We start from the raw sequence: 21,143 nt of genomic DNA, 5'->3' as shown, positions 1-21,143 counted from the left end.
GGCTAATCATCCAATGAATGTTGATTCGTGATCTTTGTTAAATCCTTATCGAAATAATATATCGTGGAATTTATGACCTTACTTCCCATTTTATTATTTCCTCTGCATGTAAACTTGACAATATAACCATTGAAATCACCCTTATATGTTTTATCTTTTGTATCGTATATATTTTGTAGGCTATCTCTAATCTGCTCCAGTATCGGAATACTATCTGCCATTATTTTAGTCCTTTTTCCGTAAAGTATGGGATAGTCTTTCCAAACATCATATTTCATTATTTGATCTTTAGTTTCTGCTATCTGGTCCTTGATTGTTTTAGCTTCTTCTGTATCCATGAAAAATGTAAAGGTAGAATCTACTTTAGACATTTCTACAAACTCGTAACTATCCCAGTCATTCATCGTAGTTTTTAGTTTGGCTTCGATAAGCTCTCTTGCTTTGTCTTCATTTGATTTCCCACATGAACAAAGTGCAGTGATTACACATACTAATAAAATGATCTTTTTCATAAGCTAGTTTTTTAATTATCCGATTTTATTTGATTTTTCAAGATTACATTTTTGGCAAAGTAATTGTAAATTCTCAACGCTTGTATCCCCACCTTTAGAGAAAGGAATAATATGATCTAAGTGCAAATTTTCATTCGATCCACAATAAACGCATTTTCCTCCATCTCTATTCCAAACAGTATCTACAACATCTTTTGGTATTGGAGGACGTTTGTTTGCTTCTGGAAATATCTCGCCTTCATCTATAAGCTCTTGGAGAGCTAATTTTTCTATTTCTCTTTTCTTTTTCTTTTCTAGCAATTTAGCTTTTATTTTGTCTTTCTCGATCTGTTCTTTATTTCTTTCGTATTGAAGTTGTGTATTAGCTTCTCGCAACTTTTCCAATAAATTTTTGCTTTCAATCTGACTCATAGTGAGTTCTGAGCTGCATTCATTATATTTTGCCCGGAAATATTTAGCTTCCGATACAGCTTTATCTAAGAAGCCTACGTATTTCTTATTTTCTTCATTCTCTTTAAAGATAGTGTTATATTGATTTGTTAGCCTATCAAATTTGCGCTTTATTACCGAATATCTATTACAGGTATATATTTGAGCAAGTATTGCAATAAATATAAATATGATTAACCATGCTCCCATACTTATCTTCTTCTAGGTCTTTGTAATTCTATAACGTTAAAAATCTGCTTTACTTCTGCTAGATCAATCACTCGGTCAGGATACATACTATTTAAAGAATGTATTGTGATTGTATGATTATCCATATTATGATCTATGATTCTCTTTACGAGTATTCCTTCTTCATGTACAATAACGAAATCCCATTTAGTATAATGTAGCTTTGATTCTACCCAGTATTGGGAATATATTTCTCTACATAATAATCTGTCACCTTCTAAGTAACTTTCTTCGGTTCCGTCATTCATACTATCTCCCCTTACTTCAAAAGCTACATAGTTTCCTTTGGCTTCGTGGTCTATAATAAATGGTATGGTTGGGAGAGTTTCCATGTATGCGGCATCTTGATATCCGCATAGGTATCCTGCTTGTGCGTATTGGCTCACTAATGGTACGTTTATAATATGGCTTTGGTTGAGTGGTATTGCTTCGCTTATGTTTGCTTTAGCAATATTATCGCTAGCTTCGTTGGATACAAAATACTCAGATACTTTTTCTATACCGAAAACGTTTACAATGTTGTTGTAAAGTTCCTCTGTTAGAGGTTTTTTGCCGCTTTCTATTTCTGATAAATAGGCTTGCTTAATGCCTATTTTCTCTCCGAAATCTTTTTGTCTAAGTTTTAGTGACTTCCTTAAAGATGCGATATTGATTTTATTCATAATGTTAATTATTGTTATTATAGCGATAAAATCTTGCGATAAATAGCGATATATCGCAAGAAGATGATATCTTTGCAATGTCAATCAATCAATCAACACTGCAAAGGTGCGAATATTGTGCGATAAAACCAAATTATTTACATAACTAAAAATAGGTAAGGCAATGAGAAATAGAGATTATGAACTAGTAAAGAACGGCAAATATAATATGAAAGCCATCATGCAGAGAGCTTGGGTATATGTACGCCAGTACGGTTATTCTCTTAAATCTGCCTTGCGTACTTCTTGGGTGGACGCTCGTTTGGCTATGGATGAATATGTAGAATCATTGAAGCCGAAAGCGATTGAGTCTAAACAGGGTAATGTGTTGAAAGCGTTTTTCGCCAATAAGTATGCTAACTACGATAGTTCTTGGAGATAATGAGCATTATTCTATTGATCACTTTTACTATCGTAAGACTGATGTACAAAGAACTAAAATAATATTAATATACGATTATGAAAAAGAAGAATTACAGCGTAATGGGATTAGTTCAGAAGGCTATCATAGATAGCATGAACTTTTCGAAAGAGAACGGGTCCCAGATATTTATCGAAGTATCTCCCCATGTTAATTCCGTTCAGTTTTATGCTTATCAAGATAGGTGGGAGTTTTCTAAGAAAAGGGAGTTTGACTTTCATATCTATACACGGGGTAGTTTGTCTCCTACTGTAAAAGAGGCTAAGAAGATGCTTAAACCTATTTACGATTTCATTAAACAAAACTCAGATAAGCAATAGGTTTAGTATAACAATATGGAAATCCCTAAAAGGGAAACCAGTCGGGCGGATTTATAAAAAAGCTTGCGTAGACGTAGAGAATATTCTACGCAAGTACTACTAAATTAAATAGTTCTTTGACATATTGGTTCATACGAAAAGAAATTCAACCGTAGCAGGAATGCCGTGATCGGTTGAAGGTTCGAATTAGTTACATATATCACTTGGAAGTCCGAAAAGTCTTTATCAGTAAGCATATAGCAGGTTAGGCGAGCTATAACGCTATCTAAGTGATTCAACATATAGCCCGTCGCGTCTCGATACGTGGGAGAATCCGTAGAAGGTATCGCGGGCACTAACTTTAATTGATATGATTATGATAAAAAAAGTAGTTCGGTATTTTAGAAAGCGCAATGATATGAGATTGCGCAAGTGGTGTATGAAATTAGTTGTATGTAGACCTCAAATTGGCGGCAACATTGAAGATGTCGCCAATGAGGTTTACGAATGGATCAAAGGGACTCCAAATAAATTAGGGGGAAATATTATGGAAATAAAGAAAGGACAAAAATTTCTTTGTATAAAAACAGTAATAATGGATGATGGAGATGGTGAAATAGCTTATTTAGAAGGAGATATATACATTTCTGAAAATGATAATTGTATAACCGATATTAAAGGGCACAAATATCATGAGTGGAATAACTTTGGTATTGACAGATGGAATTGTTTTTTTAAATTAATTGACTAGTAACAATAATCTTAGGGCTTATACATCTATCGAGATGTATTGAGTTGTTTTGTCGTGTTTTATTTTGTGTTTGTGTTGTAGGGTGTGCCGTTCGTGAGAATAGCGCACCTTTTTAATTGGATAAGTGGCGGAATTGGTAACGCTTAGTAGAGTAAGATTGTAAGCCAGACATTCTGTAACCATTCAGTGAGGCTCTTGAATTTACATTCCCGGTTCGAATCCGGGCTTATCCACTAATAATAATCAAATAATTAATCTTATGGCAAAAAGGATAAAGACAATAACAGGAGATTGGGTAGATTCAATTAGTAAGCTATCTATAAATGAACCAGCTAGAGTTTTAGATAGTAATTATGATCGTGTTATGAGTTCTGCTCGTTATCGACTAAGACGGAAAGGTATTGAAATAGAGACCGTTGGAGATAAATACTTTATAGGTAAAACAAGGTTTTTTAATATTAAAAGGATATCGTGATGGAACCCTTAACTCAATGTGAGTATCAAGTAGCACATGAAGTTGCAAAAGGGCATACTCCTTCTGAAATAGCTGAATTGCTCCAAAAGTCAATATGGACAATAAAGGCACAGATTAGGGATATTCATAAGAAGTTAGGCATTAACAATAACGTAGAGCTTACTTTATTCCTGTTATGTGATAGGACTAAAAGAAACTTTGATTTGAAGGAGATTAGGAAGCACGGTATTGAGTTATTTTTCTCTGTGTGGTTTGTGGTAATAGCTGTTACACCGGATTATCAAATGGACATGAGACGTTGTAGGGTACGATCTAATGCAAGGACTTCGGTACGAGCAACTAGAAGTAGAAAGGACTGTGATTCATTTTATATCATCTAGTATTAATCCAAAAATAAAGTTTATGAGAAAGTTGATATTAAACATTGTTCTGCTTAATATTTTAGCAGCTCCTTGTATACTCACTTTTAACGATATAGATCAGGAAACAAATGATTGGAATTATACAATTAATATAATAGGTATTATATACTCTATTTGGTTCTATAACTATATCCTTAAGCCAATATTTAAACCACTATTTAGAAAGGAGGAATTATGAAAAGGACTATGCCCGAAGAATTTATATTAAATCTAATAGATTATGCAAGAGGTATTGGTCGCAAAGAAGAACGAATAAATTCTTTCAAGGAACCTAAATTTATATCACAGAATCAAGCTCATATTTCATACGGAAAAGGGAATGTAACAAAATGGGTAAAACAAGGTATAGTAAAAAGGTATAAGGATGCAGATGGTAAACTTCGTTCTAGTGTGCGGTATGATGTGTTAGAACTTGAATCCGCAGCATTCAAATGTAATTATATGCAAATGTTATCTCCATTGGCAAAAGCTGAAATGAGGGAGATTATAGATCAATAATTTATAGTTTAATCCTAATCATGGAGTAAAGGACTCCGTGCGGTATCCAGTCCGCTATTTAAGTTTTGAATTATCCCGGTGTCCGTTGGTTCGGTATCCGGGAACTATTTTATTAACTATTTTAATTATAATGAATATGGACGATTTAGCTATTAGAGAACGAGAATCCTCATTTGTGATTCAAGCAGCAGACCTAAGTAAAAATGATCTTCCTTCTTTGGAAGATGCGCAAGAATTACCGATTGACCTTTGCGGAAACTATTGGACACCAGAGAAACCGGGTGAATTTAGAAAAATGTACTTTGTAGAAATCAAACCTCAAAAGGTATTGAGTGCTACTAGTCCGGATGAATTAATAGATTTGGATTGTGCTACTTTCTTAGAGAAATCAGCAGATGGTACGGTGCAGACGGTTACAAATGGCTCTCGTAGATTGGTTGGTATTCTTGAACAGTATATTGAGAACGGATCACTTAAAAGTGGCATGCCTCTTAAAATAACCTACATGGGCAAGCGTAAGAACAAAACGAATAACTTCCAGTCAGATAATTGGTCTGTAAAACCTTTGCGTGTTAACTTGCCTGTTGCCGGATGATAGATTTTAATTTGGACGATTGCGCAGAAGGGGAAGAACTCAACCCTTCTGCTTATAATCCGGAAGATTATCCCACCAAAGAGGAGATGCTTGATTTTATCTCTTTGAATTGCAATAAGCCACCTGTTAATATTGATTTGAAGGAATTGAGCGTTAACGGAGTAGTAAAGCGTGATCCTATGGAGATGTATTTGAAAAGCGATCATATTTCCTCTTCCAATTTGAAAAATGCTCTTAAAACTCCACGATCCTTTTATTATGATTACGAAAGGACATTTGAAGAGAAAGAAAAACCTTGTTTTCAGTTAGGGACATTTGCCCACATGGCATTTTTGGAACCACGTTTATTCGAGCTTGTCAAAGTAGAACCTAAGTGTAACCAATCATCTAAAGAAGGCGTGCTTGGAATGATTAAGTTCTATAATGAATTGCTCCAGAATGATAAGAATTATGTTCCAGATGTCGAAGAAGAAATACCTTCTGAAAGGTGGAATTTCTGTGATCTGAAAGACTTTCGTGATAATAAGAAACAGAAGTGCATTGATTTGGGATACTCGTTTATCAGTGATGAAATGAGTATGATAATTAAAGCTCTTGAAAGAAACTATTATTGGTATGGTGGCGGCATCATCAAGCAGCTTTTGAAAGGTGCATACTCAGAAGTATCGTTCTATGGCAAGGATGAAGAAACGGGACTTAATGTAAGGGTCCGACCGGATTATTTCAATGTAGAGGAAAATATCGGTGTAAACGCAGTTATTTCCTTTAAGACCACACGTGCCGACGATCTCGGCAAGTTCTACTATGATTGTGCCAAGCTCAAATATGAGCTTTCAGAAGGAATGTACCAAGAGGTTATGAGTAGCGTTACTGGACGAAACTTTAATGTAACAATCATGATCATGTTACAGACGGTTGAACCATACGATGTCGCTGTTCTCTTCTGGTCGCCCGATGATTTGGCAAATGGTAAGTATAAATATAGATATGCTCTCTCAATCGTAAAAGACTGTTTCGATAAGAAATGGTTTCCCGGATATGACGCTAAAGCCGAAGAAGGAGCTAGAGGTATTATTGATATGCAGCTCCCGGAATGGAGTCAAAAGATGCTTCATCCGGTGGCTATTGATGATTTTGAATAATGGAATTATGCCAAACGGATATTCAAACGATAGAGCGCCTACTTAGACAATGCTCTGATAAAATAGAGAAATATGCTCCTAAAACATCTCCCGATCAGGATTTATGTAGAAGGTGCAAAAAAATGCTTAAGAAATTAAATACTAAGAAACAATGATTGATTTAAAAGACTATGTACCGGAGGAACTTAAATTTAAGCTCCCTACCACCGTGAAATTTCCCGAAGTGATTTTCTCTGATTGTGTCTCTATGGACGATGTAAAGAAGAAGCTTGCTGAGAGTTTCGTTACCATTCAGGAGAAAGATGTAATCGCTAACCGGGTGATGGATGATTATGAAATATCAACTATCCGTGCGAATTATGGTGAGATTGCCGAGGAACAGATGCCGGAACTTGAAGCACAGTTCGAAGCATTGAAAGCAAAGTTCAATACCGAGAAGAAAGAATTTGAGGCAAAGATTTCAGCTTTAAATACTCAGTTTAAAGACCTTGTAAACCTTGCAAAGAAAGGTGTGAAGGATTATCCTTTGAAGATGATCGATACTTTCCGCATTCCGGTTATGGGGTATTACTTGTATTACTCATGGGTGAATGACGCTTTTCGTCTGGCATTAGTTCAAGAAATTCCGAAGCATGAATACAACGATCTGTTTAATTCCGGAGAAAAAAATCAAGAGGCATTCAAAGAATTGGGATATGAACTGCCAAACGTTGATTTTAAAGATACTCGTAAGAATGTCCGCCAATTCGGAGAAGGAGAGGATATAATCGAGGTATGGGAGGAAGATGGTCAAGATGTATGGCTGGAGCAATGGATTGAAGATTTCGTGAATGAGGATAACGGTGAAATAGTTCCTATTGAACGCCACGAATGGCATCGAGTTCCAATCGAGGAAAGTCCGTGGAGAAAGGAGGAGGAAAATGACGAGACTAGCACACAAGAAGGGGAGACCGACGAAATACCGGAAGAGTCTGAGGAATAATCCTTATTGGGAGGAAGTAAAACGCAAGGTCCGAATCCGTGACGGGCACAAATGCCAAATGTGTGGTAAGACATACAATTTGGAGATTCATCACAAGACCTATGACGTAGCTGGATATTCTATAGTAGGGCATGAATTAGACTTCTTGTATTGCCTTGAAACTCTATGTGAGGACTGCCATAGAATGAAACATGGTAAATAACTTTGTTAACCTGCTCGTCCGGTCTGTGAAGATATGACGGGCAAACATGGGGATGTAGCTCAGTGGATAGAGCGCCGTGTGTGGTGGAAGGTTGAGAGTTCGATTCTCTCAAGTTGATTCTTAGCTTAACGGGAGAGCACCACAAGCGGAGGTCGATGGTTCGAATCCGTCCATTTCCACAAGCCTTTAGGATGGTCGAAGCAGAAGTAGAGACAAACAAACTTATATAAGTTTACGGGCTGCCAAATGATGTGGCTATACACGACGGAAAGACGCCGAAAAACCTATAAGTGTTTCTATGAAGTAGCTGAAAAGTTGTTGTAATGCCCCGGAGAATATGCTTCGGGGCTTTTAATTAGAAACCTATAAATATTAGATATGAAACAGGTAAGTAGTAAACAAGCTCAGAGAAACAGGGAGGTTGCTAAAATAAAGCAGTCGCTTTCCCCCTTTTGTGTAATATGTGGCAAGCCAGCAGTAGATGCTGCGCATTTGGTTCCTAAGAGCATGTATCCAGAACATTATACCAATCCTCAGAACATCGTAGGATTGTGCAGAGAATGCCATAATAGGTACGATAATAACTTAGCATTCAGACAGAGGCAGAAGCGTCTTATAGAGCGTGTGAAGTCTTTTGATGAATGTGCTGCAAATAGATATTTCCGTTTATGAATAAGAATATTAGTTATGAATGTAGAATTTAACTTGTATGCAAATGGAAAGTTGTTTTTGATCTTTCCATTTAACATGGATTTTGTTCCTACTATAGGTGATAATGTTTGGGCTGTTGATATTTTTTTTAAATATATAAAAGCCTATAATATTCCAAATCCTGAATTTCTTTTTATCGATGAGAAGTCTTTTCTTACTTTGGAAGACATGAGAGAAGTAAGTTATAAAGTATATGAAAGGTTTTTGGACGAAGATATGAATATCAGAATTAACCTCGAAGCTGTTGGGCTAGAATATAAGTTATTCAAAGAAAGATTGATAGAAATAGATTTTTACGATGTGGATAGATGTATTAATTATCTCAAAGAAAACATCAAAAGAGGGGCTTATAATAAACCACAATTAGACATCAATGAATAGTTATCAACTAATTTCCAAGCTTCGAAAGGTGCGTGATGATACTTACCTTACTACAGCAGCGCAAGCTTTATATCATGAGCTTGTAGCGATTTGTAATGATATGAAGTGGAAGGATGTGTTTTTCGTTCGTAGTAATATTCTTTGTGGGAATTTAGATATGTCTGATAATACTCTTCGCAAGTCGAGGGAGTGTTTATCTAACGCTGGTCTTATTCATTTTCGATCCAGTAAAGACAAACGCATAGGATGTTATTATTCATTCATGAAAAGTATCAGTGATGATTTACTATCATCCGCAACATCATCCGCAACATCATCCGCAATATCATTCGCAACATCATCCGCAAAAAATGAGGATGATAAAAATACATCATCCGCAATATCATCCGCAAATATTGAGGATGAAACGCAAATTCCACCTATTATAGATAATATAAACATAAAACAAGAAGAGAGTCTCGCGCATACGCACGAGAGCACCCCACCCGAGAAGCCTAAGCGATCTAGGAAAAAAGAAGGAGATGCGAAGCCTTTAGTTTACCCTTTTACTTCGATAGCATTTATGTCGGCATGGACGGAACTTGTGAAAACTCCAAAATGGAAAGGAAAGCTAAATTATGCTTTGCAGATTTCATTAAACAAGCTGGGTAAATTTGAAGAAGAGTTCGCTATCCGACAAATAGAGCGAGCTATAGAATCTAATTGGACTGGAGTCGTATTCTCTGGTACTGAACGTGATTATCAAGAATGGCTAAAACAAAAAAAGTATGGAAACAATCAGAAACCTTGTACAAGCAAGCAGGAAGCAAATGACCATGCCTTGCAGCAATTCATTACCGAGCGTCAGCGTAGAGAGCAAGGCTTGGTTAACGAAGTGGAAAGACCCTTCTGATATTGAGCGTGTCTTTTCTCCGACAAATTGGGCTTATGTAGCTCATAATCCTGAAAAAGCATATTTTTCAAATTGTCCCACGATTCAGAAGTATGACGAAGTTTATGGAGACGGCAATGCGGAAATGTGGATTTATGCACAAGTACTGGCATTATTTGGGTCTAGTTCTTGTAAAGACGAAGGGGTAGCACAAGGAATCGGAATATTTGCTCAGACATTTGCGTCGTCTGTTCAGATATACAAGTTATCAGAACTAATGCTGTTTTTTTCTCGATACAAGTCCGGAAGATACGATAACTCTTTTTCTCAATTTGATGCCCGAAGGATTGGAAATGCTTTTTTCAAAGAGTTTATTCCAGAGAGACAGAAAGAAATTGATCGATGTGAAAAGCGAAAGATTAATGAGGAAGCATTAGCTAGACGGGAATTGCCTGCCGGATATACAATCCCCAAAGGGTATAATCCCTATACTTGGTATTTGGAGACTAAGAGACGTGCTGCCAACGGAGACAAAGAAGCTATTGAGAAATTAAAATATCCCCAAGTATGATTAACATAGTGGTCTATCAGATCGCTATTTTTTTATTTAATAACCAAAACGTTTTCCTGATATCGGGGAGACGATCAAAACTGCAAAAATATGAGTGAAATCGATATTCTAAAAGGTCAGATAGAGAGCTTACATGCTGCTCTTGTTGCAAAGGAAGAAACTCACAAAATAGAGATTTGTAAGTTAATAGAAATAGATTTGAATGACACCGTTAGTGTAGAACTCACAGAATGGGGAGCTACATATCTTAATGCGATGAATACATTTAAGGAAATGACTACCCCGCAGGAATGTCATTATAAAACTGACTATAAAGCAGGTGATGTTTACAAAAAACAACTTTGGCAGTTGATATTAGAGTTCAAAGATGGGATTAAGTTTGATAAAGAGAAAGCTTTTAATAAGTTGGCAAAAGTAATTAACTAATAACAAGAAAAAATAGAAACAAATCAACTAGCCTTGGGAGGGCTTTGTAAAACCCAAATTAATTGTATATGGAAACTAATACTCAAGAAAACAAAAAGAAATTGGAAGAACTAGAAGAGGCGGCTAAGCCATTGATTAAGTACCTGTGTGAAAATTACCATCCTCATGTAACTGCAATTGTGACTCCTACAAGCGTAGAAGTGATGGAGGGTATTCAAGCCGTTCCCAATATAACCGAATTTGTTGTTGACTAATACTTTGCCATACAGGAGGTGTTCAACTTCTGTATGGCTCAAATCAATAATAATAATGAATAAAGATAATATTATTCCACCGATGACGCATCCTTATGGGATGTGTTGGCAACAGCCGCCAACCTACCTGATACTAATTGATGATACTCATGCAGTGATGAGTAGACTTGATTTTGAAATACTCATGGATTATACTCGTTCTCAACCGTCAGCTCTCTATAATGGTAAAATGTGGAAAGCACAATATGAGAATGAGAAGACGAATGAGATAGACATTGCATATCGTGAAATTTTGATAATTGACTAATAACAAATCAGAAAGGAGCTAATATGACATTAAAACAAGTGTAGTAATCACCGTCACACTTATTTCAGATATATTATTGATTGTTTCAAGATGGTTTGGGATAATTTTGTGAAATGGGTAAACGGAACGACAATAAAAAATGTAATGTAGACAATATAACCAAATAAATAAGTATATTTGCGTAGTGTTATGTAATTTATGTAAATGATATGAGCCTGAGTTATACATTAGATAATAGTAGAAGAGAATACTGGATAGAACAGATAAATTCTATTCATACTCAAATACCAAAATTATCACTTGACCGTACTGTAGAATTAAATTTCTGTAATATAAAAAAGGAGGAATTTACTCCAGTACATATTGTATTACTAGCATGTCTATGCGAACATTTGCATCGGTTAAAATTTAATATAATAGTTAACGCTAGAGCTGAAATAGTAGATTTTTTGAAAGAAGAGCTTAAATTTCATTTGTATTTTGATAACTCTAGCAGTGAACATATTGAGTCTGACAACAGTTCTATATTAAATTTGTGGAAAGTCGTAAAAAATAGAGCTCAGGGATATAGCATAAGTGTTACAACCTTTTTCCGCAGAACATGTTTTGATGGATATGACTTAACAGGACTTCAGACTTCATTGGATGAAATATATAACAATATTGCGGATCATTCAGAATCCAACGAGAATGCATTCTCTTATATTAGTTATGATGAGGAAAAGCACATGATTCATGTTGCTGCTTGTGACTTTGGCGTAGGTATTCCGTTTACATTAAAAAGAGCTGGATATAATTATGAGAATGATGCGGAAGCTATAAGACAATCTTTGGAAATAGGTGTTTCTGCAAAATCTCAAACGCACAACAAAGGTTTTGGACTGGATAATGTCACATCCAATCTTTCTGAGGATGGTATGTTAAGAATGGTGAGTAATAGTGGCGTTGTATTTTGTACAAATGCTAAGAATAATGTAAAACAGTATCTAATAGATTATAATTTTCAAGGGACTTTGGTCTTTTTTGATATATGTATAGATACATTTGAAGAAATGTTGGACGATATAATGATTTGATATGAAAAATGTAGTATTATTAAAAGACATACTGAAGGATAATCAATATCCAGAAGCAGGTGTGTTATTATTTAAAATAGCAAAAGAGGCTATAGATAATGGGGAAACCCTTATTTTAAATATGTGCGAGGTCGAATCTGTGCCAACTGTATTTATGAATACATCCTTTGGGGAACTTATTGCATCGTATGGAGTTGAAAAGACAAAGAAAGTTTTTCTTTTTAAAAGCATAACTAAAGCGCAGGTTCAAAGAATACGGAAGTACTTTGCAGATTATGAAAATATTGTTATGAAAAAAGATTGAATATCTTTTGAAAAATAGTATACGAGGAGGTTGTGTCAAAACATTGACACAACCTTTTTTATTTTTCCAAATACATTTTAGTTCTATCAAGAGTTAATTTATTCGTTTGAAATTTAAAATTGAACAATCATGAATAAAATAAGACTAATACTTCGTTGGTTATTTATTCCATTGTGGACTACACTATTTTTTGTGTATTTGCTTATATGGTATATACAAATGAGTTGGTACTATTTCAGCTTTCAAGATTATTGGAATGCTTTTCTAATATTATGGGATAAAATAATGCTATTAATGAGATTAAAAACAATATAGAAATATGGAAAAAGTAACAGTAAAAATAGAGTTAGAGCGAGAAGATGTCTCTACTCTCATGTTCCTTGCTGGTGGAAAGTTATCAGAAGAACAATGGAATAAGCTCAAAGGTACAGAATACACGGTGGAAGATGATGACTTGGAAGGTCAGGCAATCCAGTTGAAGTTGGCTATTAGTGGTATCGTAGTTGGCAATCTTCTAAAAAAGGAACTTTCAGAAGGTGAAGTTTCTAGTAAATCAACTTATCGAGAGAAGTTAATAGCTATGCGTAAGGAGATGGAAGAAAGGGGGCTCATGGTAGGGAATATTCGTATTAGACGTAGGAAAGATAAATACCATGTTATGGAAGAGCAGGGAGATGGTAGATACTTTACTATTGAAGGAGGAGAATGTAATTCAAAGGAGGATGCCATAAAGCTAAAAAAACGATATCTGTTCGTTAGAGAGAAAGTTAGATTGTTCAATCAGAATCTTAGAATACAATTGAGAGAAAAGAAGAAACCAAATGGATAATCACATAAATCAAAGTTTGTATGCTGATTCAATAAAAGAAGCTACAAAAGTAGAGTTCCTTGCAAGTAGTGAGGAACTTTTTTTATATGCTGTCTCCCTGTATAACTCGATGATGTGGGGAAGAAAGATTGACCGGGAAAATCTTAGAAGTAAGAAGAGAGTAAAAAAATTAGGGAGAACTAGCAGGGTGTAAAAGCTTTGTTCTCCCTAATCAACACGATGATGTAGCAAATATACTATTTACTTTTTAAATTATCGTGTATGGAGAGAAAAATTAATGAAAAAACGTGGGTGAATGTACGTGAAATCGGGGTAATGTTAAATGTCCATGCCTTTGTAGTATATTCATATTTAATGCAGATAGGGGTAAGGTGCATTAAGGATCGGTATGGGAACGGATATGTCAACGGAGTAGATATTACAAAGAACTTTGAAGGTTTAAAGAAATTCGTGAAAGGATTGAGGAATGGAAGAAAAGAGCAAGCCCCCCTCAAAGAGCTGGCTTTTATTGATCCTGTGATAGGGAGTCATAATGATTGGGAGAGTAAAGCGGATGGCTTGGACAAGGTGAAGAAGGATTTTTATGCCTCATATACAAATCAGGTCTACAGGATTAATCACTACCAGAATTTAAAGAAGGCTTTGTTCCGGTGGGAGCGTGCCACGAGAGTTTGGAAGTACGTGGAAGAAGAAAGAACTGCACAAGACCCTAATGAATGGATGGAGAGCATTTCGTTAAAATACAAGCTGTGTAATACGATATACGATGAAGAACGCCGTAAATCTGTACTTGATACAATTTGACATGGCTGTAAGAGTGATATCGGGTAAATTTGCTATTGATATAAAACTGATTATAGCATGGCGTACAATTTAAAGGAAATGACTGAAATGTGCTCTAAATGGGTGGCTGAAAATGGGCTAATGGAGCATGGCGGTGCGAGGTTGAAAGACTTTTGCGCTCATTTCGGCATAGACTCTCAAACATACTATCGTTGGCTTGAAAATGCGGATTTTGCGGATGCTATAAAAAAAGGGAAAAATGAGTTTAAGGAGAAGCTAGAGCAGAGGTTAGTTGAATCTCTGTCAAAAGCTGCTTGCGGATATGAATTTGAGGAAACTAAAACCGAATATGAAGGGAAGAAAGTAAAGAAGAAAATAGTAACAGTGAAGAATGTAGAGGCGAATGTTGGTGCTGCTATATTCTTGCTTACAAATATATCTCCTGATCGTTGGCGTAATAAACAAACTGGAACCGATGTGAAGACGGAAGGAGTAACATTGAAGGTCGAAGTATTGAAAGAAGAATCGGTTAGTAATATTAAGAAGCTCTCCACACTATCGCAGAAACGGAAGATGAAAGGAGAGGGGGAAACAGAAGACTCTGGACAATGAAAACGACCTATGTTTTTGACAGGCTATTAGAAGCCACGGTAAATCCGGTGATTCGTGGAGTATCTTCACGGGGTGGTACTCGATCTTCTAAAACGTGGAGCATGTTACAGTTGCTTTTTCTTATTGCCGAGAAGTCAGAAGCTCCTTTGCTCATATCGTGTGTAACTGATACAATGCCGGGAGTGAAACGTGGTATGTTTCGCGATTTCAAACGTATGTTGCAAGATGAAGGTCTTTGGAATGGCAAGGCAATGAATTTAACCGAAATGACTTACACTTTTCCTAATGGATCACAGATAGAGTTTTTCGGTTGTGAGAATGCTGCGAAAGTATTTGGTCCTGCACGTGATATCCTGTTTGTAAACGAAGCACAGAGGGTCCCGAAAGAAGTATTCCGGCAAATGGCGGTTCGTACTCGTTTGATGCTGTATGTAGACTTTAATCCGGTTAAGAAGTTTTGGGCACACGACTATTTCAAGGGTCCCGGCATGGTGGAAATCGTCAGCACCTACAAGGATAATCCATATTTGACACCGGAGCAGATCGAAGAGATTGAGAGAAATAAGGCTGATGAAAACTGGTGGCGAATCTTCGGACTTGGTGAAACAGGAGGAACCGAAGGACTGGTATATCCTGAATATGATATTGTGCCGGAGTTTCCTGCGAATTGTAAATGGTGTCTTGGTCTTGACTTCGGTTTCTCTGGTGATCCTACGGTGATTGTAAAAGTTGGCTTCGATAAAGATGATCTTTATGTTCAAGAGATCGCATACTCTACAGGGCTGTTGAATTGGGATATTGCGAATGTCTTGCGCAAGAATGGGCTACATAAAGTTACCACTATTGCGGATAATCAAGAGGCGAAGAGTATTGCTGAGATTTCTCGTTTGGGATGCCGCATATTTCCATGTATAAAGGGAAAAGGATCAATCATGGCAGGTATTTCACAAGTGAAACAGTTTAAAATGCACATTGTACAAGGTAGTCGAGGCATACAGGACGAAGCAGATAATTACTCGTATGTATTTGACAAGATGACCGGACTCTATGATACGAACGAGGCAGTAGACGAAAATAATCACGCTATGGACGCTATACGATACGCGACTGAGTTTCTGATCGCCAAGTATCGTCCCGGCAAGAAACAAAGAAAAGATGAAGAAAAGCGAAATTAAAACCTTTCGGGGATATGTGCGATATCAGATATATCGCCTATTTACCCCATTTCGTTGGTTATGGAAGACGTTTGTTCGTTTGACAAGTAGATATCAACGCTTGATGCAATTACGGCGTATAGCGAACCTAAAACCGGATGCTGTGGAGAGTCTTTCGCAAGATGAAGCCGCACTTCTGCATTATATGTCGGAATACTTAATACCTTCCCGCTGGGTAACACGTAATGGACAGATCATTTATACGTGTCCATCAGTTGAAGATGTAACTCTCTGGCAGATGATCGAAGCACGCAGAGCTGAAACAGTATTAGAACGTATTAGCGGATGGACTGGGGGATATGTACCAGAAACTGTTGCTGATATGGTGAAACTGACGAAGTACATTGTAGAGCAGATCGGACAGGCTGACGAGCTGGAACGTGTACTGTTACCGGGGGGAGGTGGTTCCGGTGAATCGAATCCAATCACAGAAGCTAAAAGTGTGCTAGGAATGGTACAGATCACATCCGAACTGTTTAACTGCTCATTCGAAGATGCGAAGAAGATAAACTACTCAGATGCTATTCTAGCGATCAGCAAGAGACATGATGAAGTAGAGAAACAAAAATCTAAAACTAAATAATCATGGGAAAGAAATACTCAATTAATTCAGCGGGGTTCATAGTAGCCGAGAGAGACGTTTACTCTCTTGGCGGCTTCATCCCAAAAGGGAATATAGGAGGAAAGATAGCCTCCGAAGAACAACTTTCACAGGATGGCGAATGCTGGATAGCGGGCGGAGATATCTCCAGTCGCCCGGATATCCGTATAAAAGATAATGCTTTTATAGGAAATTTCAATTCCGGTTCGAATCCGGTTCACACCGATGGAATAACGGAGTTTAGCGGAAATACTAAAATTCCGGGACAAATCAGTATTAGAGCTTTTTCGGCAGACTCCAAGTGTGACATGATTGTGCGGGACAGCTTTATAGGTATTTTTATGGACTGTGTTTGCGGTCCTGCTACAAATACGAAAGCATTCCCGTTTGAGCAGGGACGATTTAATCAAGACGCGCCAAAAGGGACATTATTTACCAGTGCTACGATGCGCGTAGACGCCGACAATTTTGTACGGAACACCGCCGTTCTTAGAATAGGAAAAGATACGCATATCTATGTTCCGCAGGGATTTAATGCGCGAATATATTGGGCTTATTATAATGATTCGCCATCCGGATTCGCCTATGCAGGAGAAAGCGAAACGGCAACATCCGCATTGTATAAACTATCGCACCCGGTATATAACACGTGTATGGTAGCCTACGCAAGAAATCCTACGTTAACTCCGGCAGAATTAGAGGCTTCCGGTGCTAGAGTAATCGGTCACATTAGCGGTTCCCTTCTCATGGACCTACGCCCCGAATCTGCATCCGGCGTTTATGTTATGGACGGTTCCGAATTTATAATGCCTACGGATAACTTCGGCTTGAACGTTACGCAGCTTCGGTTCTTGGCTGGCGGGCTGATCAACACGACTATGTACACGAAAACAGACCGACAGGACTATAAACCTTATGGAACATTCAGAAACGTAGAACATCTAGAGTATACCAAGTATCTAGCAGATTCTTTCAGAAGTAATCAATACCGGGACGCATTCATCTCGGCTTATGATTGTCCTTTGCTAAGAGTAGATGATGATACATTCGGAACTACACTAACAGGTGAACATCGATTGATTTTACGAAACTGTATTGTTCCGAAAGCAATGTTTACCCACAACAAAGTTCTAGGCGATACGTACGAAAACATAGATTTCTCGTACGCGCAGGAGCATATAGGGAAAGCGATAGCAGGAAGAACGTCACGCAGTAGTCATTTGCAAGGACACTACGACCTGTTTAGTTTAGCCCCTGCAAATGAGTTAACAGGAGTTATCAGCAGACCGGAGAATCTAGATAATACCGCCCGTCTTACTGAGGCTCACGTATATATTCAGTTAGACGGTGATATCATTGAGCAAGGTGGATATAATGTAGGTTCCTCCGGTAGCTATGAGATTTATAAAATCGCTGACCCTAATAGGGTGAGAATTAAAAGACCGCTGTCTACTAGAGGCGCCGTTTTTCCATCTCTTCCTTCTAATTACCGGATGAAAGCGGTATTGTATCTAGATGACGCTTTTATCGCTAAAACCTACGAGACAGATGTAACAACGCTGAAAGATGAGTACCCGTACTTTGTTGCATCCTTCCGGAAAGAGGACGACTCTGCTATAACCGTCAAAGAGTTCATTTCTAAAGGTCTTTTTATACAAAGTTCGGACTACACAAAGTATCCGATAATCTCCGGTAGCGGATACGTAGGTGCGGGCGTAACGGTGAGAGGCGATGTTCAAGTGATCGGACAGAAATACGAAAAGCGTTATTTCGATATTAATGAGTGGGAAAAGGGAAGTATAAACGAAAACTTAATACCACAAGGGTGGGAAGCTGCTAAAAATCCTTCCCCGGGTCCGACCGACGTCGACCGTAGAAGGCTTAAAAGAGTTATACCTATAGACTTTGGCGAAAAGGTATCATGTAATTCGGGATATTGGTTTAAATGCTATGTGTATGCTTCCGATGGTACATATCTTGGTACATCTAATTGGTCACAGTCATGGATCGTTAATCCGAGTAGGGCTGCTTTCGTGGGGGTTATCTTGAAAAAATCCGAAGCCGCAGGTGGTACGGGATATATAGAAGATTCCGACATACCATTGGCAGAAGTTCGGTACGTCACCGAGTTTAAGAAATCCCGGTATATTACGAACGAGCTGGATCGGAAGGACCCTAGTGATACCCTTCTTACTCCGGATTATTGGGAACAAGGGACCTTATCGGGTGGATCAGCCGACGCTGGCAAAACCTACGAAGATCTTAAAGCGTCCTCTCTGTCATGGGTACGTCTTAAAAGACCGATAAACGCCTCTGCTATTTCGAACGTTCCACCTTTTGGCGCGTATCAGTACTATTTTAGGACATTAGACGCAGTTACAAAGTTTACTCCGGATGTTCCTACTAGCAACATCAAAACAGCCTTGTTAGGGTGGATCATAGGAAAATCGCCTACGGCTAACACTACGCCCGCCGATGTTCCTAGTTCTAGGCTATTACTAGAGTACGTCCCCACCCCGCGAATCGTAGTTCCTTATGGGTCCGCTACACTGATAGTTAATGGAGTTAAAATCCGGATGTACGACAATGCCGTGTTATCCCGGAACTTAAGCCAAGAAGGGGATATTGTTTTGCAGGGTAACGCCGTAATGGGGTACGACTTTGATTCGGGGTCGTGTATGTGTTCTAATGGTCATAGTGACGCAATTATAAAGCTACCATGATATTCAGTGATATACTAAACTTTATGGATGGGGAAGCCGTGAAACTCGGCTTGCCTATCTATTTCGGAGATACGTCTACTATTAACGAGCTAGTGAATGACATCTCAGGTATGTTCTTAACGTTTGATGTCCCGGACGGTGGTATGTCTAAGTTGCCTCCTGCCACCCGGAAGTATAATGTAGTATTACAGTGCTTAGATAAATCGTACTATCTTACGGATAACGTTGCCGAACTTGATACATTAATGCGTACCGATTTGGCTTTAAACAAACTAATGTCCGCTTTTGTGTGTCACTTCGATGTGGATGGATTGAGTTTCAAGAAGGTACAGAATATCTATGACTCAATGAAGTCCGGTTGGAGTGTAACATTTTCTATAACAGATGATTTATTGAACTATGGATAAGGAGATATTGCAGGTTGTAGAACAGATAAAAAAGGAAATTTTCGAATCTTATGTTTCGAAAGGTTTGGTAGCGTCTGGTGAATTTGGGCGTGATCTAAAAGTAAACGATCTCGGTGATAGGGTAACTATTACTGCACCGCATTATGTCGTACAGATGGAGCAGGGTAGGAAAGCGGGGAGTTTTCCGCCTGTCTCCGCCATTAAAAAGTGGATTCAAGACAAGAACCGGACGGTTGGTGCAAACATCCCGGAGGAAGCAGCTTTCGCCATCGCTTATGTGATGAAGCGGGACGGCATCAAAGTTCCTAACAAATTCAACGGTGGCGGGGTAGTCTCCGACATCATTAATCCAGAACGGGTGAAACGGCTGACGCTGGATATAAACAAGATCATAAAGGCGAAAATTCTAACAATATTAACGCAATGAAAGTACAAGTACCAAGAATAGGTCTGAACGTAGACATCCCCGATGGCAAGGTCTACAACTATCCTGGATGTCTGTCCATTTGGGACAACATCCCATTAAAGCTGATCGTTACGGATCTGCCTACGGACATCATAGTATACTTCTATGTGCAATGCCGATCCTCCCTAGACTCGTTCTACGTGGCTAACCTAGAACCTGTCAATGGGATAGAGATCGATGTGGCATCTCACTTCTATCCGCTTCTCCCGGCATACAAAGACCGGATAGCCGGGTATACTGTGGAGCTAGGGATAACTCACAGGGCTAACCTAACTGCTGCTGTGCAGACTCAGATGTTCCGGATGCCCATAATGAACCTAGCCAGCCGGAATAACATCAACCGGGTATCAAAATATGACACGGACTTCCGGGATGACTTGGGACGCAGAGCACCGCTAGCGCATACGCTGGATGACGATTTTTTCATCAACAGCCAATACCACGATCGGGTCTATGACTTGGATATGGTTTATCAAGATGGCTCCGTGGATAAAGCGACTTATGTGCAAGGTAGCGGTCTTCCGGACGCATGTCAATTCAAGAAGGTTACGATAAAGAATCCGGATGGGTCCGTAGCTGCTGTTAAGGTTTATCCGGAAGAGGTGCACGCATGCGGAGCTATTACACTGAAATGGCTAAACTCGTGTGGGTCCTACGATGCGATCTCCTGCAACAATTGGAGCACGCAGCCTACGATCACACAGGGCTTGGACGGTGGCACAGTAACCAAGCGGGAGTTGACCTGCGTATTCGAACTGACTGAGGCTAACAAGTTCGCTCTTGATGTCCTGTCAACGTCTCCGGACGTGACGGTGCGAGGCTTGGACGGTGTTCCTCATGACACCAAGATGCGGTGTTCCTCGACTACGGGAGTCAAGTATACGGCATCCGGCTTGGCGAGAACGGCAACTTTAAAATTCCAATACTAA

General features: G+C 38.4%; 32 protein-coding genes and 1 tRNA gene. 30 read left to right on the top strand and 3 right to left on the bottom strand.

Features of this window, described 5'->3' with window-relative positions; genetic code table 11:
- Positions 1-2: 2 nt before the first annotated feature.
- The 3 genes from HMPREF2794_RS14160 to HMPREF2794_RS14150 are packed head-to-tail and all read right to left on the bottom strand — an operon-like array spanning position 3 to position 1,852.
- Positions 3-512 carry a hypothetical protein gene (locus HMPREF2794_RS14160; protein WP_070751739.1) on the bottom strand — a complete coding sequence of 170 codons (510 nt, stop codon included), beginning with the start codon at positions 510-512 and terminating at the stop codon, positions 3-5.
- Between the two features lie 15 nt (positions 513-527).
- On the bottom strand, positions 528-1,151 hold the full coding sequence (locus HMPREF2794_RS14155; RefSeq protein WP_070751738.1) for an HNH endonuclease: 624 nt from the start codon (positions 1,149-1,151) through the stop codon (positions 528-530).
- 2 nt (positions 1,152-1,153) lie between these two features.
- Positions 1,154-1,852: a LexA family transcriptional regulator gene (locus HMPREF2794_RS14150; RefSeq protein WP_083312085.1), complete on the bottom strand. Its 699-nt coding sequence runs from the start codon at positions 1,850-1,852 to the stop codon at positions 1,154-1,156.
- Between the two features lie 163 nt (positions 1,853-2,015).
- On the opposite strand from HMPREF2794_RS14150, the gene HMPREF2794_RS14145 reads away from it, so the two are divergent.
- The 30 genes from HMPREF2794_RS14145 (at position 2,016) to HMPREF2794_RS14000 (ending at position 21,143) form a co-directional block, all read left to right on the top strand.
- Positions 2,016-2,273 (top strand): hypothetical protein, encoded by a 258-nt coding sequence (locus tag HMPREF2794_RS14145; RefSeq protein ID WP_070751737.1) that lies wholly within the window; start codon positions 2,016-2,018, stop codon positions 2,271-2,273.
- 77 nt (positions 2,274-2,350) lie between these two features.
- Positions 2,351-2,632: a hypothetical protein gene (locus HMPREF2794_RS14140; protein ID WP_139147264.1), complete on the top strand. Its 282-nt coding sequence runs from the start codon at positions 2,351-2,353 to the stop codon at positions 2,630-2,632.
- Between the two features lie 355 nt (positions 2,633-2,987).
- On the top strand, positions 2,988-3,362 hold the full coding sequence (locus HMPREF2794_RS14135) for a hypothetical protein (protein ID WP_139147263.1): 375 nt from the start codon (positions 2,988-2,990) through the stop codon (positions 3,360-3,362).
- Positions 3,363-3,480: 118 nt separating this feature from the next.
- Positions 3,481-3,595 (top strand) — tRNA-OTHER (locus tag HMPREF2794_RS28975).
- Positions 3,596-3,621: 26 nt separating this feature from the next.
- Positions 3,622-3,837 (top strand): hypothetical protein, encoded by a 216-nt coding sequence (locus HMPREF2794_RS14130; RefSeq protein ID WP_055219836.1) that lies wholly within the window; start codon positions 3,622-3,624, stop codon positions 3,835-3,837.
- The gene (locus tag HMPREF2794_RS14125) at positions 3,837-4,217 is read left to right on the top strand and encodes a helix-turn-helix transcriptional regulator (protein WP_070751734.1); all 381 of its coding nucleotides are present in this window, start codon (positions 3,837-3,839) and stop codon (positions 4,215-4,217) included. The genes HMPREF2794_RS14130 and HMPREF2794_RS14125 overlap by 1 nt, the downstream gene beginning before the upstream one ends.
- Before the next feature lie 216 nt (positions 4,218-4,433).
- Positions 4,434-4,757, top strand: a complete 324-nt coding sequence (locus HMPREF2794_RS14115) for a hypothetical protein (protein ID WP_070751732.1) — start codon at positions 4,434-4,436, stop codon at positions 4,755-4,757.
- Between the two features lie 136 nt (positions 4,758-4,893).
- On the top strand, positions 4,894-5,352 hold the full coding sequence (locus HMPREF2794_RS14110; protein ID WP_139147262.1) for a hypothetical protein: 459 nt from the start codon (positions 4,894-4,896) through the stop codon (positions 5,350-5,352).
- Entirely contained in the window at positions 5,349-6,494 is a 1,146-nt protein-coding gene (locus HMPREF2794_RS14105; protein WP_070751730.1) for a PD-(D/E)XK nuclease-like domain-containing protein, read from the top strand. Before HMPREF2794_RS14110 ends, HMPREF2794_RS14105 begins: the two co-directional genes overlap by 4 nt.
- Positions 6,495-6,645: 151 nt before the next feature.
- The gene (locus HMPREF2794_RS14100; RefSeq protein WP_070751729.1) at positions 6,646-7,476 is read left to right on the top strand and encodes a hypothetical protein; all 831 of its coding nucleotides are present in this window, start codon (positions 6,646-6,648) and stop codon (positions 7,474-7,476) included.
- The gene (locus HMPREF2794_RS29940; protein WP_083312084.1) at positions 7,415-7,678 is read left to right on the top strand and encodes an HNH endonuclease; all 264 of its coding nucleotides are present in this window, start codon (positions 7,415-7,417) and stop codon (positions 7,676-7,678) included. The genes HMPREF2794_RS14100 and HMPREF2794_RS29940 overlap by 62 nt, the downstream gene beginning before the upstream one ends.
- A 378-nt stretch (positions 7,679-8,056) precedes the next feature.
- On the top strand, positions 8,057-8,350 hold the full coding sequence (locus HMPREF2794_RS29935) for an HNH endonuclease (RefSeq protein WP_070751728.1): 294 nt from the start codon (positions 8,057-8,059) through the stop codon (positions 8,348-8,350).
- 15 nt (positions 8,351-8,365) lie between these two features.
- Positions 8,366-8,770, top strand: a complete 405-nt coding sequence (locus HMPREF2794_RS14090) for a hypothetical protein (RefSeq protein WP_070751727.1) — start codon at positions 8,366-8,368, stop codon at positions 8,768-8,770.
- 262 nt (positions 8,771-9,032) lie between these two features.
- Positions 9,033-9,662, top strand: coding sequence for a hypothetical protein (locus tag HMPREF2794_RS14085; protein ID WP_246839609.1), 630 nt, complete (start codon positions 9,033-9,035; stop codon positions 9,660-9,662).
- Positions 9,586-10,212: a DUF6633 family protein gene (locus tag HMPREF2794_RS14080; protein WP_225629864.1), complete on the top strand. Its 627-nt coding sequence runs from the start codon at positions 9,586-9,588 to the stop codon at positions 10,210-10,212. Before HMPREF2794_RS14085 ends, HMPREF2794_RS14080 begins: the two co-directional genes overlap by 77 nt.
- Positions 10,213-10,302: 90 nt before the next feature.
- Entirely contained in the window at positions 10,303-10,638 is a 336-nt protein-coding gene (locus HMPREF2794_RS14075) for a hypothetical protein (RefSeq protein WP_070751725.1), read from the top strand.
- A 68-nt stretch (positions 10,639-10,706) separates the two neighbouring features.
- Positions 10,707-10,892, top strand: coding sequence for a hypothetical protein (locus tag HMPREF2794_RS14070; RefSeq protein ID WP_070751724.1), 186 nt, complete (start codon positions 10,707-10,709; stop codon positions 10,890-10,892).
- Between the two features lie 55 nt (positions 10,893-10,947).
- Positions 10,948-11,199 (top strand): hypothetical protein, encoded by a 252-nt coding sequence (locus HMPREF2794_RS14065; protein WP_070751723.1) that lies wholly within the window; start codon positions 10,948-10,950, stop codon positions 11,197-11,199.
- Positions 11,200-11,408: 209 nt separating this feature from the next.
- Positions 11,409-12,275: a hypothetical protein gene (locus HMPREF2794_RS14060; RefSeq protein ID WP_070751722.1), complete on the top strand. Its 867-nt coding sequence runs from the start codon at positions 11,409-11,411 to the stop codon at positions 12,273-12,275.
- A gap of 1 nt (position 12,276) precedes the next feature.
- Positions 12,277-12,579: an STAS-like domain-containing protein gene (locus tag HMPREF2794_RS14055; RefSeq protein WP_070751721.1), complete on the top strand. Its 303-nt coding sequence runs from the start codon at positions 12,277-12,279 to the stop codon at positions 12,577-12,579.
- A 319-nt stretch (positions 12,580-12,898) separates the two neighbouring features.
- Positions 12,899-13,408, top strand: coding sequence for a hypothetical protein (locus HMPREF2794_RS14045; RefSeq protein WP_070751719.1), 510 nt, complete (start codon positions 12,899-12,901; stop codon positions 13,406-13,408).
- Positions 13,401-13,601, top strand: coding sequence for a hypothetical protein (locus HMPREF2794_RS14040; RefSeq protein ID WP_070751718.1), 201 nt, complete (start codon positions 13,401-13,403; stop codon positions 13,599-13,601). The genes HMPREF2794_RS14045 and HMPREF2794_RS14040 overlap by 8 nt, the downstream gene beginning before the upstream one ends.
- A gap of 68 nt (positions 13,602-13,669) precedes the next feature.
- Positions 13,670-14,212, top strand: coding sequence for a hypothetical protein (locus HMPREF2794_RS14035; RefSeq protein WP_070751717.1), 543 nt, complete (start codon positions 13,670-13,672; stop codon positions 14,210-14,212).
- Between the two features lie 57 nt (positions 14,213-14,269).
- Positions 14,270-14,803: a hypothetical protein gene (locus tag HMPREF2794_RS14030; RefSeq protein WP_070751716.1), complete on the top strand. Its 534-nt coding sequence runs from the start codon at positions 14,270-14,272 to the stop codon at positions 14,801-14,803.
- A complete protein-coding gene (locus tag HMPREF2794_RS14025) occupies positions 14,800-15,978 on the top strand; it encodes a PBSX family phage terminase large subunit (RefSeq protein WP_070751715.1) in 1,179 nt (392 codons plus the stop codon). The genes HMPREF2794_RS14030 and HMPREF2794_RS14025 overlap by 4 nt, the downstream gene beginning before the upstream one ends.
- On the top strand, positions 15,959-16,600 hold the full coding sequence (locus tag HMPREF2794_RS14020) for a hypothetical protein (RefSeq protein ID WP_139147260.1): 642 nt from the start codon (positions 15,959-15,961) through the stop codon (positions 16,598-16,600). Before HMPREF2794_RS14025 ends, HMPREF2794_RS14020 begins: the two co-directional genes overlap by 20 nt.
- A gap of 2 nt (positions 16,601-16,602) precedes the next feature.
- Positions 16,603-19,341: a hypothetical protein gene (locus tag HMPREF2794_RS14015; RefSeq protein ID WP_070751713.1), complete on the top strand. Its 2,739-nt coding sequence runs from the start codon at positions 16,603-16,605 to the stop codon at positions 19,339-19,341.
- A gap of 23 nt (positions 19,342-19,364) precedes the next feature.
- The gene (locus HMPREF2794_RS14010; RefSeq protein ID WP_139147259.1) at positions 19,365-19,748 is read left to right on the top strand and encodes a hypothetical protein; all 384 of its coding nucleotides are present in this window, start codon (positions 19,365-19,367) and stop codon (positions 19,746-19,748) included.
- Positions 19,741-20,175, top strand: coding sequence for a hypothetical protein (locus tag HMPREF2794_RS14005; RefSeq protein WP_070751711.1), 435 nt, complete (start codon positions 19,741-19,743; stop codon positions 20,173-20,175). Before HMPREF2794_RS14010 ends, HMPREF2794_RS14005 begins: the two co-directional genes overlap by 8 nt.
- Positions 20,172-21,143 carry a hypothetical protein gene (locus HMPREF2794_RS14000; protein ID WP_070751710.1) on the top strand — a complete coding sequence of 324 codons (972 nt, stop codon included), beginning with the start codon at positions 20,172-20,174 and terminating at the stop codon, positions 21,141-21,143. The genes HMPREF2794_RS14005 and HMPREF2794_RS14000 overlap by 4 nt, the downstream gene beginning before the upstream one ends.

Source organism: Bacteroides sp. HMSC067B03, assembly GCF_001811315.1.
Lineage (GTDB): Bacteria > Bacteroidota > Bacteroidia > Bacteroidales > Bacteroidaceae > Bacteroides > Bacteroides faecis.
The sequence above is the reverse complement of the archived record's forward strand: the minus strand, read 5'-3'. Positions and strand labels throughout refer to the sequence as shown.

What these genes read in the sequence shown, in the direction of transcription:
- HMPREF2794_RS14085 (WP_246839609.1), top strand. Translation starts at nt 9,033, where the DNA reads ATGAAAAGTATCAGTGATGATTTACTATCATCCGCAACATCATCCGCA.
- HMPREF2794_RS14030 (WP_070751716.1), top strand. Translation starts at nt 14,270, where the DNA reads ATGGCGTACAATTTAAAGGAAATGACTGAAATGTGCTCTAAATGGGTG.
- HMPREF2794_RS14100 (WP_070751729.1), top strand. Translation starts at nt 6,646, where the DNA reads ATGATTGATTTAAAAGACTATGTACCGGAGGAACTTAAATTTAAGCTC.
- HMPREF2794_RS14130 (WP_055219836.1), top strand. Translation starts at nt 3,622, where the DNA reads ATGGCAAAAAGGATAAAGACAATAACAGGAGATTGGGTAGATTCAATT.
- HMPREF2794_RS14110 (WP_139147262.1), top strand. Translation starts at nt 4,894, where the DNA reads ATGGACGATTTAGCTATTAGAGAACGAGAATCCTCATTTGTGATTCAA.
- HMPREF2794_RS14160 (WP_070751739.1), bottom strand. Translation starts at nt 512, where the DNA reads ATGAAAAAGATCATTTTATTAGTATGTGTAATCACTGCACTTTGTTCA.
- HMPREF2794_RS14090 (WP_070751727.1), top strand. Translation starts at nt 8,366, where the DNA reads ATGAATGTAGAATTTAACTTGTATGCAAATGGAAAGTTGTTTTTGATC.
- HMPREF2794_RS14155 (WP_070751738.1), bottom strand. Translation starts at nt 1,151, where the DNA reads ATGGGAGCATGGTTAATCATATTTATATTTATTGCAATACTTGCTCAA.
- HMPREF2794_RS14020 (WP_139147260.1), top strand. Translation starts at nt 15,959, where the DNA reads ATGAAGAAAAGCGAAATTAAAACCTTTCGGGGATATGTGCGATATCAG.
- HMPREF2794_RS14135 (WP_139147263.1), top strand. Translation starts at nt 2,988, where the DNA reads ATGATAAAAAAAGTAGTTCGGTATTTTAGAAAGCGCAATGATATGAGA.
- HMPREF2794_RS14040 (WP_070751718.1), top strand. Translation starts at nt 13,401, where the DNA reads ATGGATAATCACATAAATCAAAGTTTGTATGCTGATTCAATAAAAGAA.
- HMPREF2794_RS14075 (WP_070751725.1), top strand. Translation starts at nt 10,303, where the DNA reads ATGAGTGAAATCGATATTCTAAAAGGTCAGATAGAGAGCTTACATGCT.
- HMPREF2794_RS14060 (WP_070751722.1), top strand. Translation starts at nt 11,409, where the DNA reads ATGAGCCTGAGTTATACATTAGATAATAGTAGAAGAGAATACTGGATA.
- HMPREF2794_RS14000 (WP_070751710.1), top strand. Translation starts at nt 20,172, where the DNA reads ATGAAAGTACAAGTACCAAGAATAGGTCTGAACGTAGACATCCCCGAT.
- HMPREF2794_RS14140 (WP_139147264.1), top strand. Translation starts at nt 2,351, where the DNA reads ATGAAAAAGAAGAATTACAGCGTAATGGGATTAGTTCAGAAGGCTATC.
- HMPREF2794_RS14125 (WP_070751734.1), top strand. Translation starts at nt 3,837, where the DNA reads ATGGAACCCTTAACTCAATGTGAGTATCAAGTAGCACATGAAGTTGCA.
- HMPREF2794_RS14015 (WP_070751713.1), top strand. Translation starts at nt 16,603, where the DNA reads ATGGGAAAGAAATACTCAATTAATTCAGCGGGGTTCATAGTAGCCGAG.
- HMPREF2794_RS14045 (WP_070751719.1), top strand. Translation starts at nt 12,899, where the DNA reads ATGGAAAAAGTAACAGTAAAAATAGAGTTAGAGCGAGAAGATGTCTCT.
- HMPREF2794_RS14150 (WP_083312085.1), bottom strand. Translation starts at nt 1,852, where the DNA reads ATGAATAAAATCAATATCGCATCTTTAAGGAAGTCACTAAAACTTAGA.
- HMPREF2794_RS29940 (WP_083312084.1), top strand. Translation starts at nt 7,415, where the DNA reads ATGACGAGACTAGCACACAAGAAGGGGAGACCGACGAAATACCGGAAG.
- HMPREF2794_RS14070 (WP_070751724.1), top strand. Translation starts at nt 10,707, where the DNA reads ATGGAAACTAATACTCAAGAAAACAAAAAGAAATTGGAAGAACTAGAA.
- HMPREF2794_RS14055 (WP_070751721.1), top strand. Translation starts at nt 12,277, where the DNA reads ATGAAAAATGTAGTATTATTAAAAGACATACTGAAGGATAATCAATAT.
- HMPREF2794_RS14065 (WP_070751723.1), top strand. Translation starts at nt 10,948, where the DNA reads ATGAATAAAGATAATATTATTCCACCGATGACGCATCCTTATGGGATG.
- HMPREF2794_RS14115 (WP_070751732.1), top strand. Translation starts at nt 4,434, where the DNA reads ATGAAAAGGACTATGCCCGAAGAATTTATATTAAATCTAATAGATTAT.
- HMPREF2794_RS14010 (WP_139147259.1), top strand. Translation starts at nt 19,365, where the DNA reads ATGGATGGGGAAGCCGTGAAACTCGGCTTGCCTATCTATTTCGGAGAT.
- HMPREF2794_RS29935 (WP_070751728.1), top strand. Translation starts at nt 8,057, where the DNA reads ATGAAACAGGTAAGTAGTAAACAAGCTCAGAGAAACAGGGAGGTTGCT.
- HMPREF2794_RS14025 (WP_070751715.1), top strand. Translation starts at nt 14,800, where the DNA reads ATGAAAACGACCTATGTTTTTGACAGGCTATTAGAAGCCACGGTAAAT.
- HMPREF2794_RS14145 (WP_070751737.1), top strand. Translation starts at nt 2,016, where the DNA reads ATGAGAAATAGAGATTATGAACTAGTAAAGAACGGCAAATATAATATG.
- HMPREF2794_RS14005 (WP_070751711.1), top strand. Translation starts at nt 19,741, where the DNA reads ATGGATAAGGAGATATTGCAGGTTGTAGAACAGATAAAAAAGGAAATT.
- HMPREF2794_RS14080 (WP_225629864.1), top strand. Translation starts at nt 9,586, where the DNA reads ATGCCTTGCAGCAATTCATTACCGAGCGTCAGCGTAGAGAGCAAGGCT.
- HMPREF2794_RS14105 (WP_070751730.1), top strand. Translation starts at nt 5,349, where the DNA reads ATGATAGATTTTAATTTGGACGATTGCGCAGAAGGGGAAGAACTCAAC.
- HMPREF2794_RS14035 (WP_070751717.1), top strand. Translation starts at nt 13,670, where the DNA reads ATGGAGAGAAAAATTAATGAAAAAACGTGGGTGAATGTACGTGAAATC.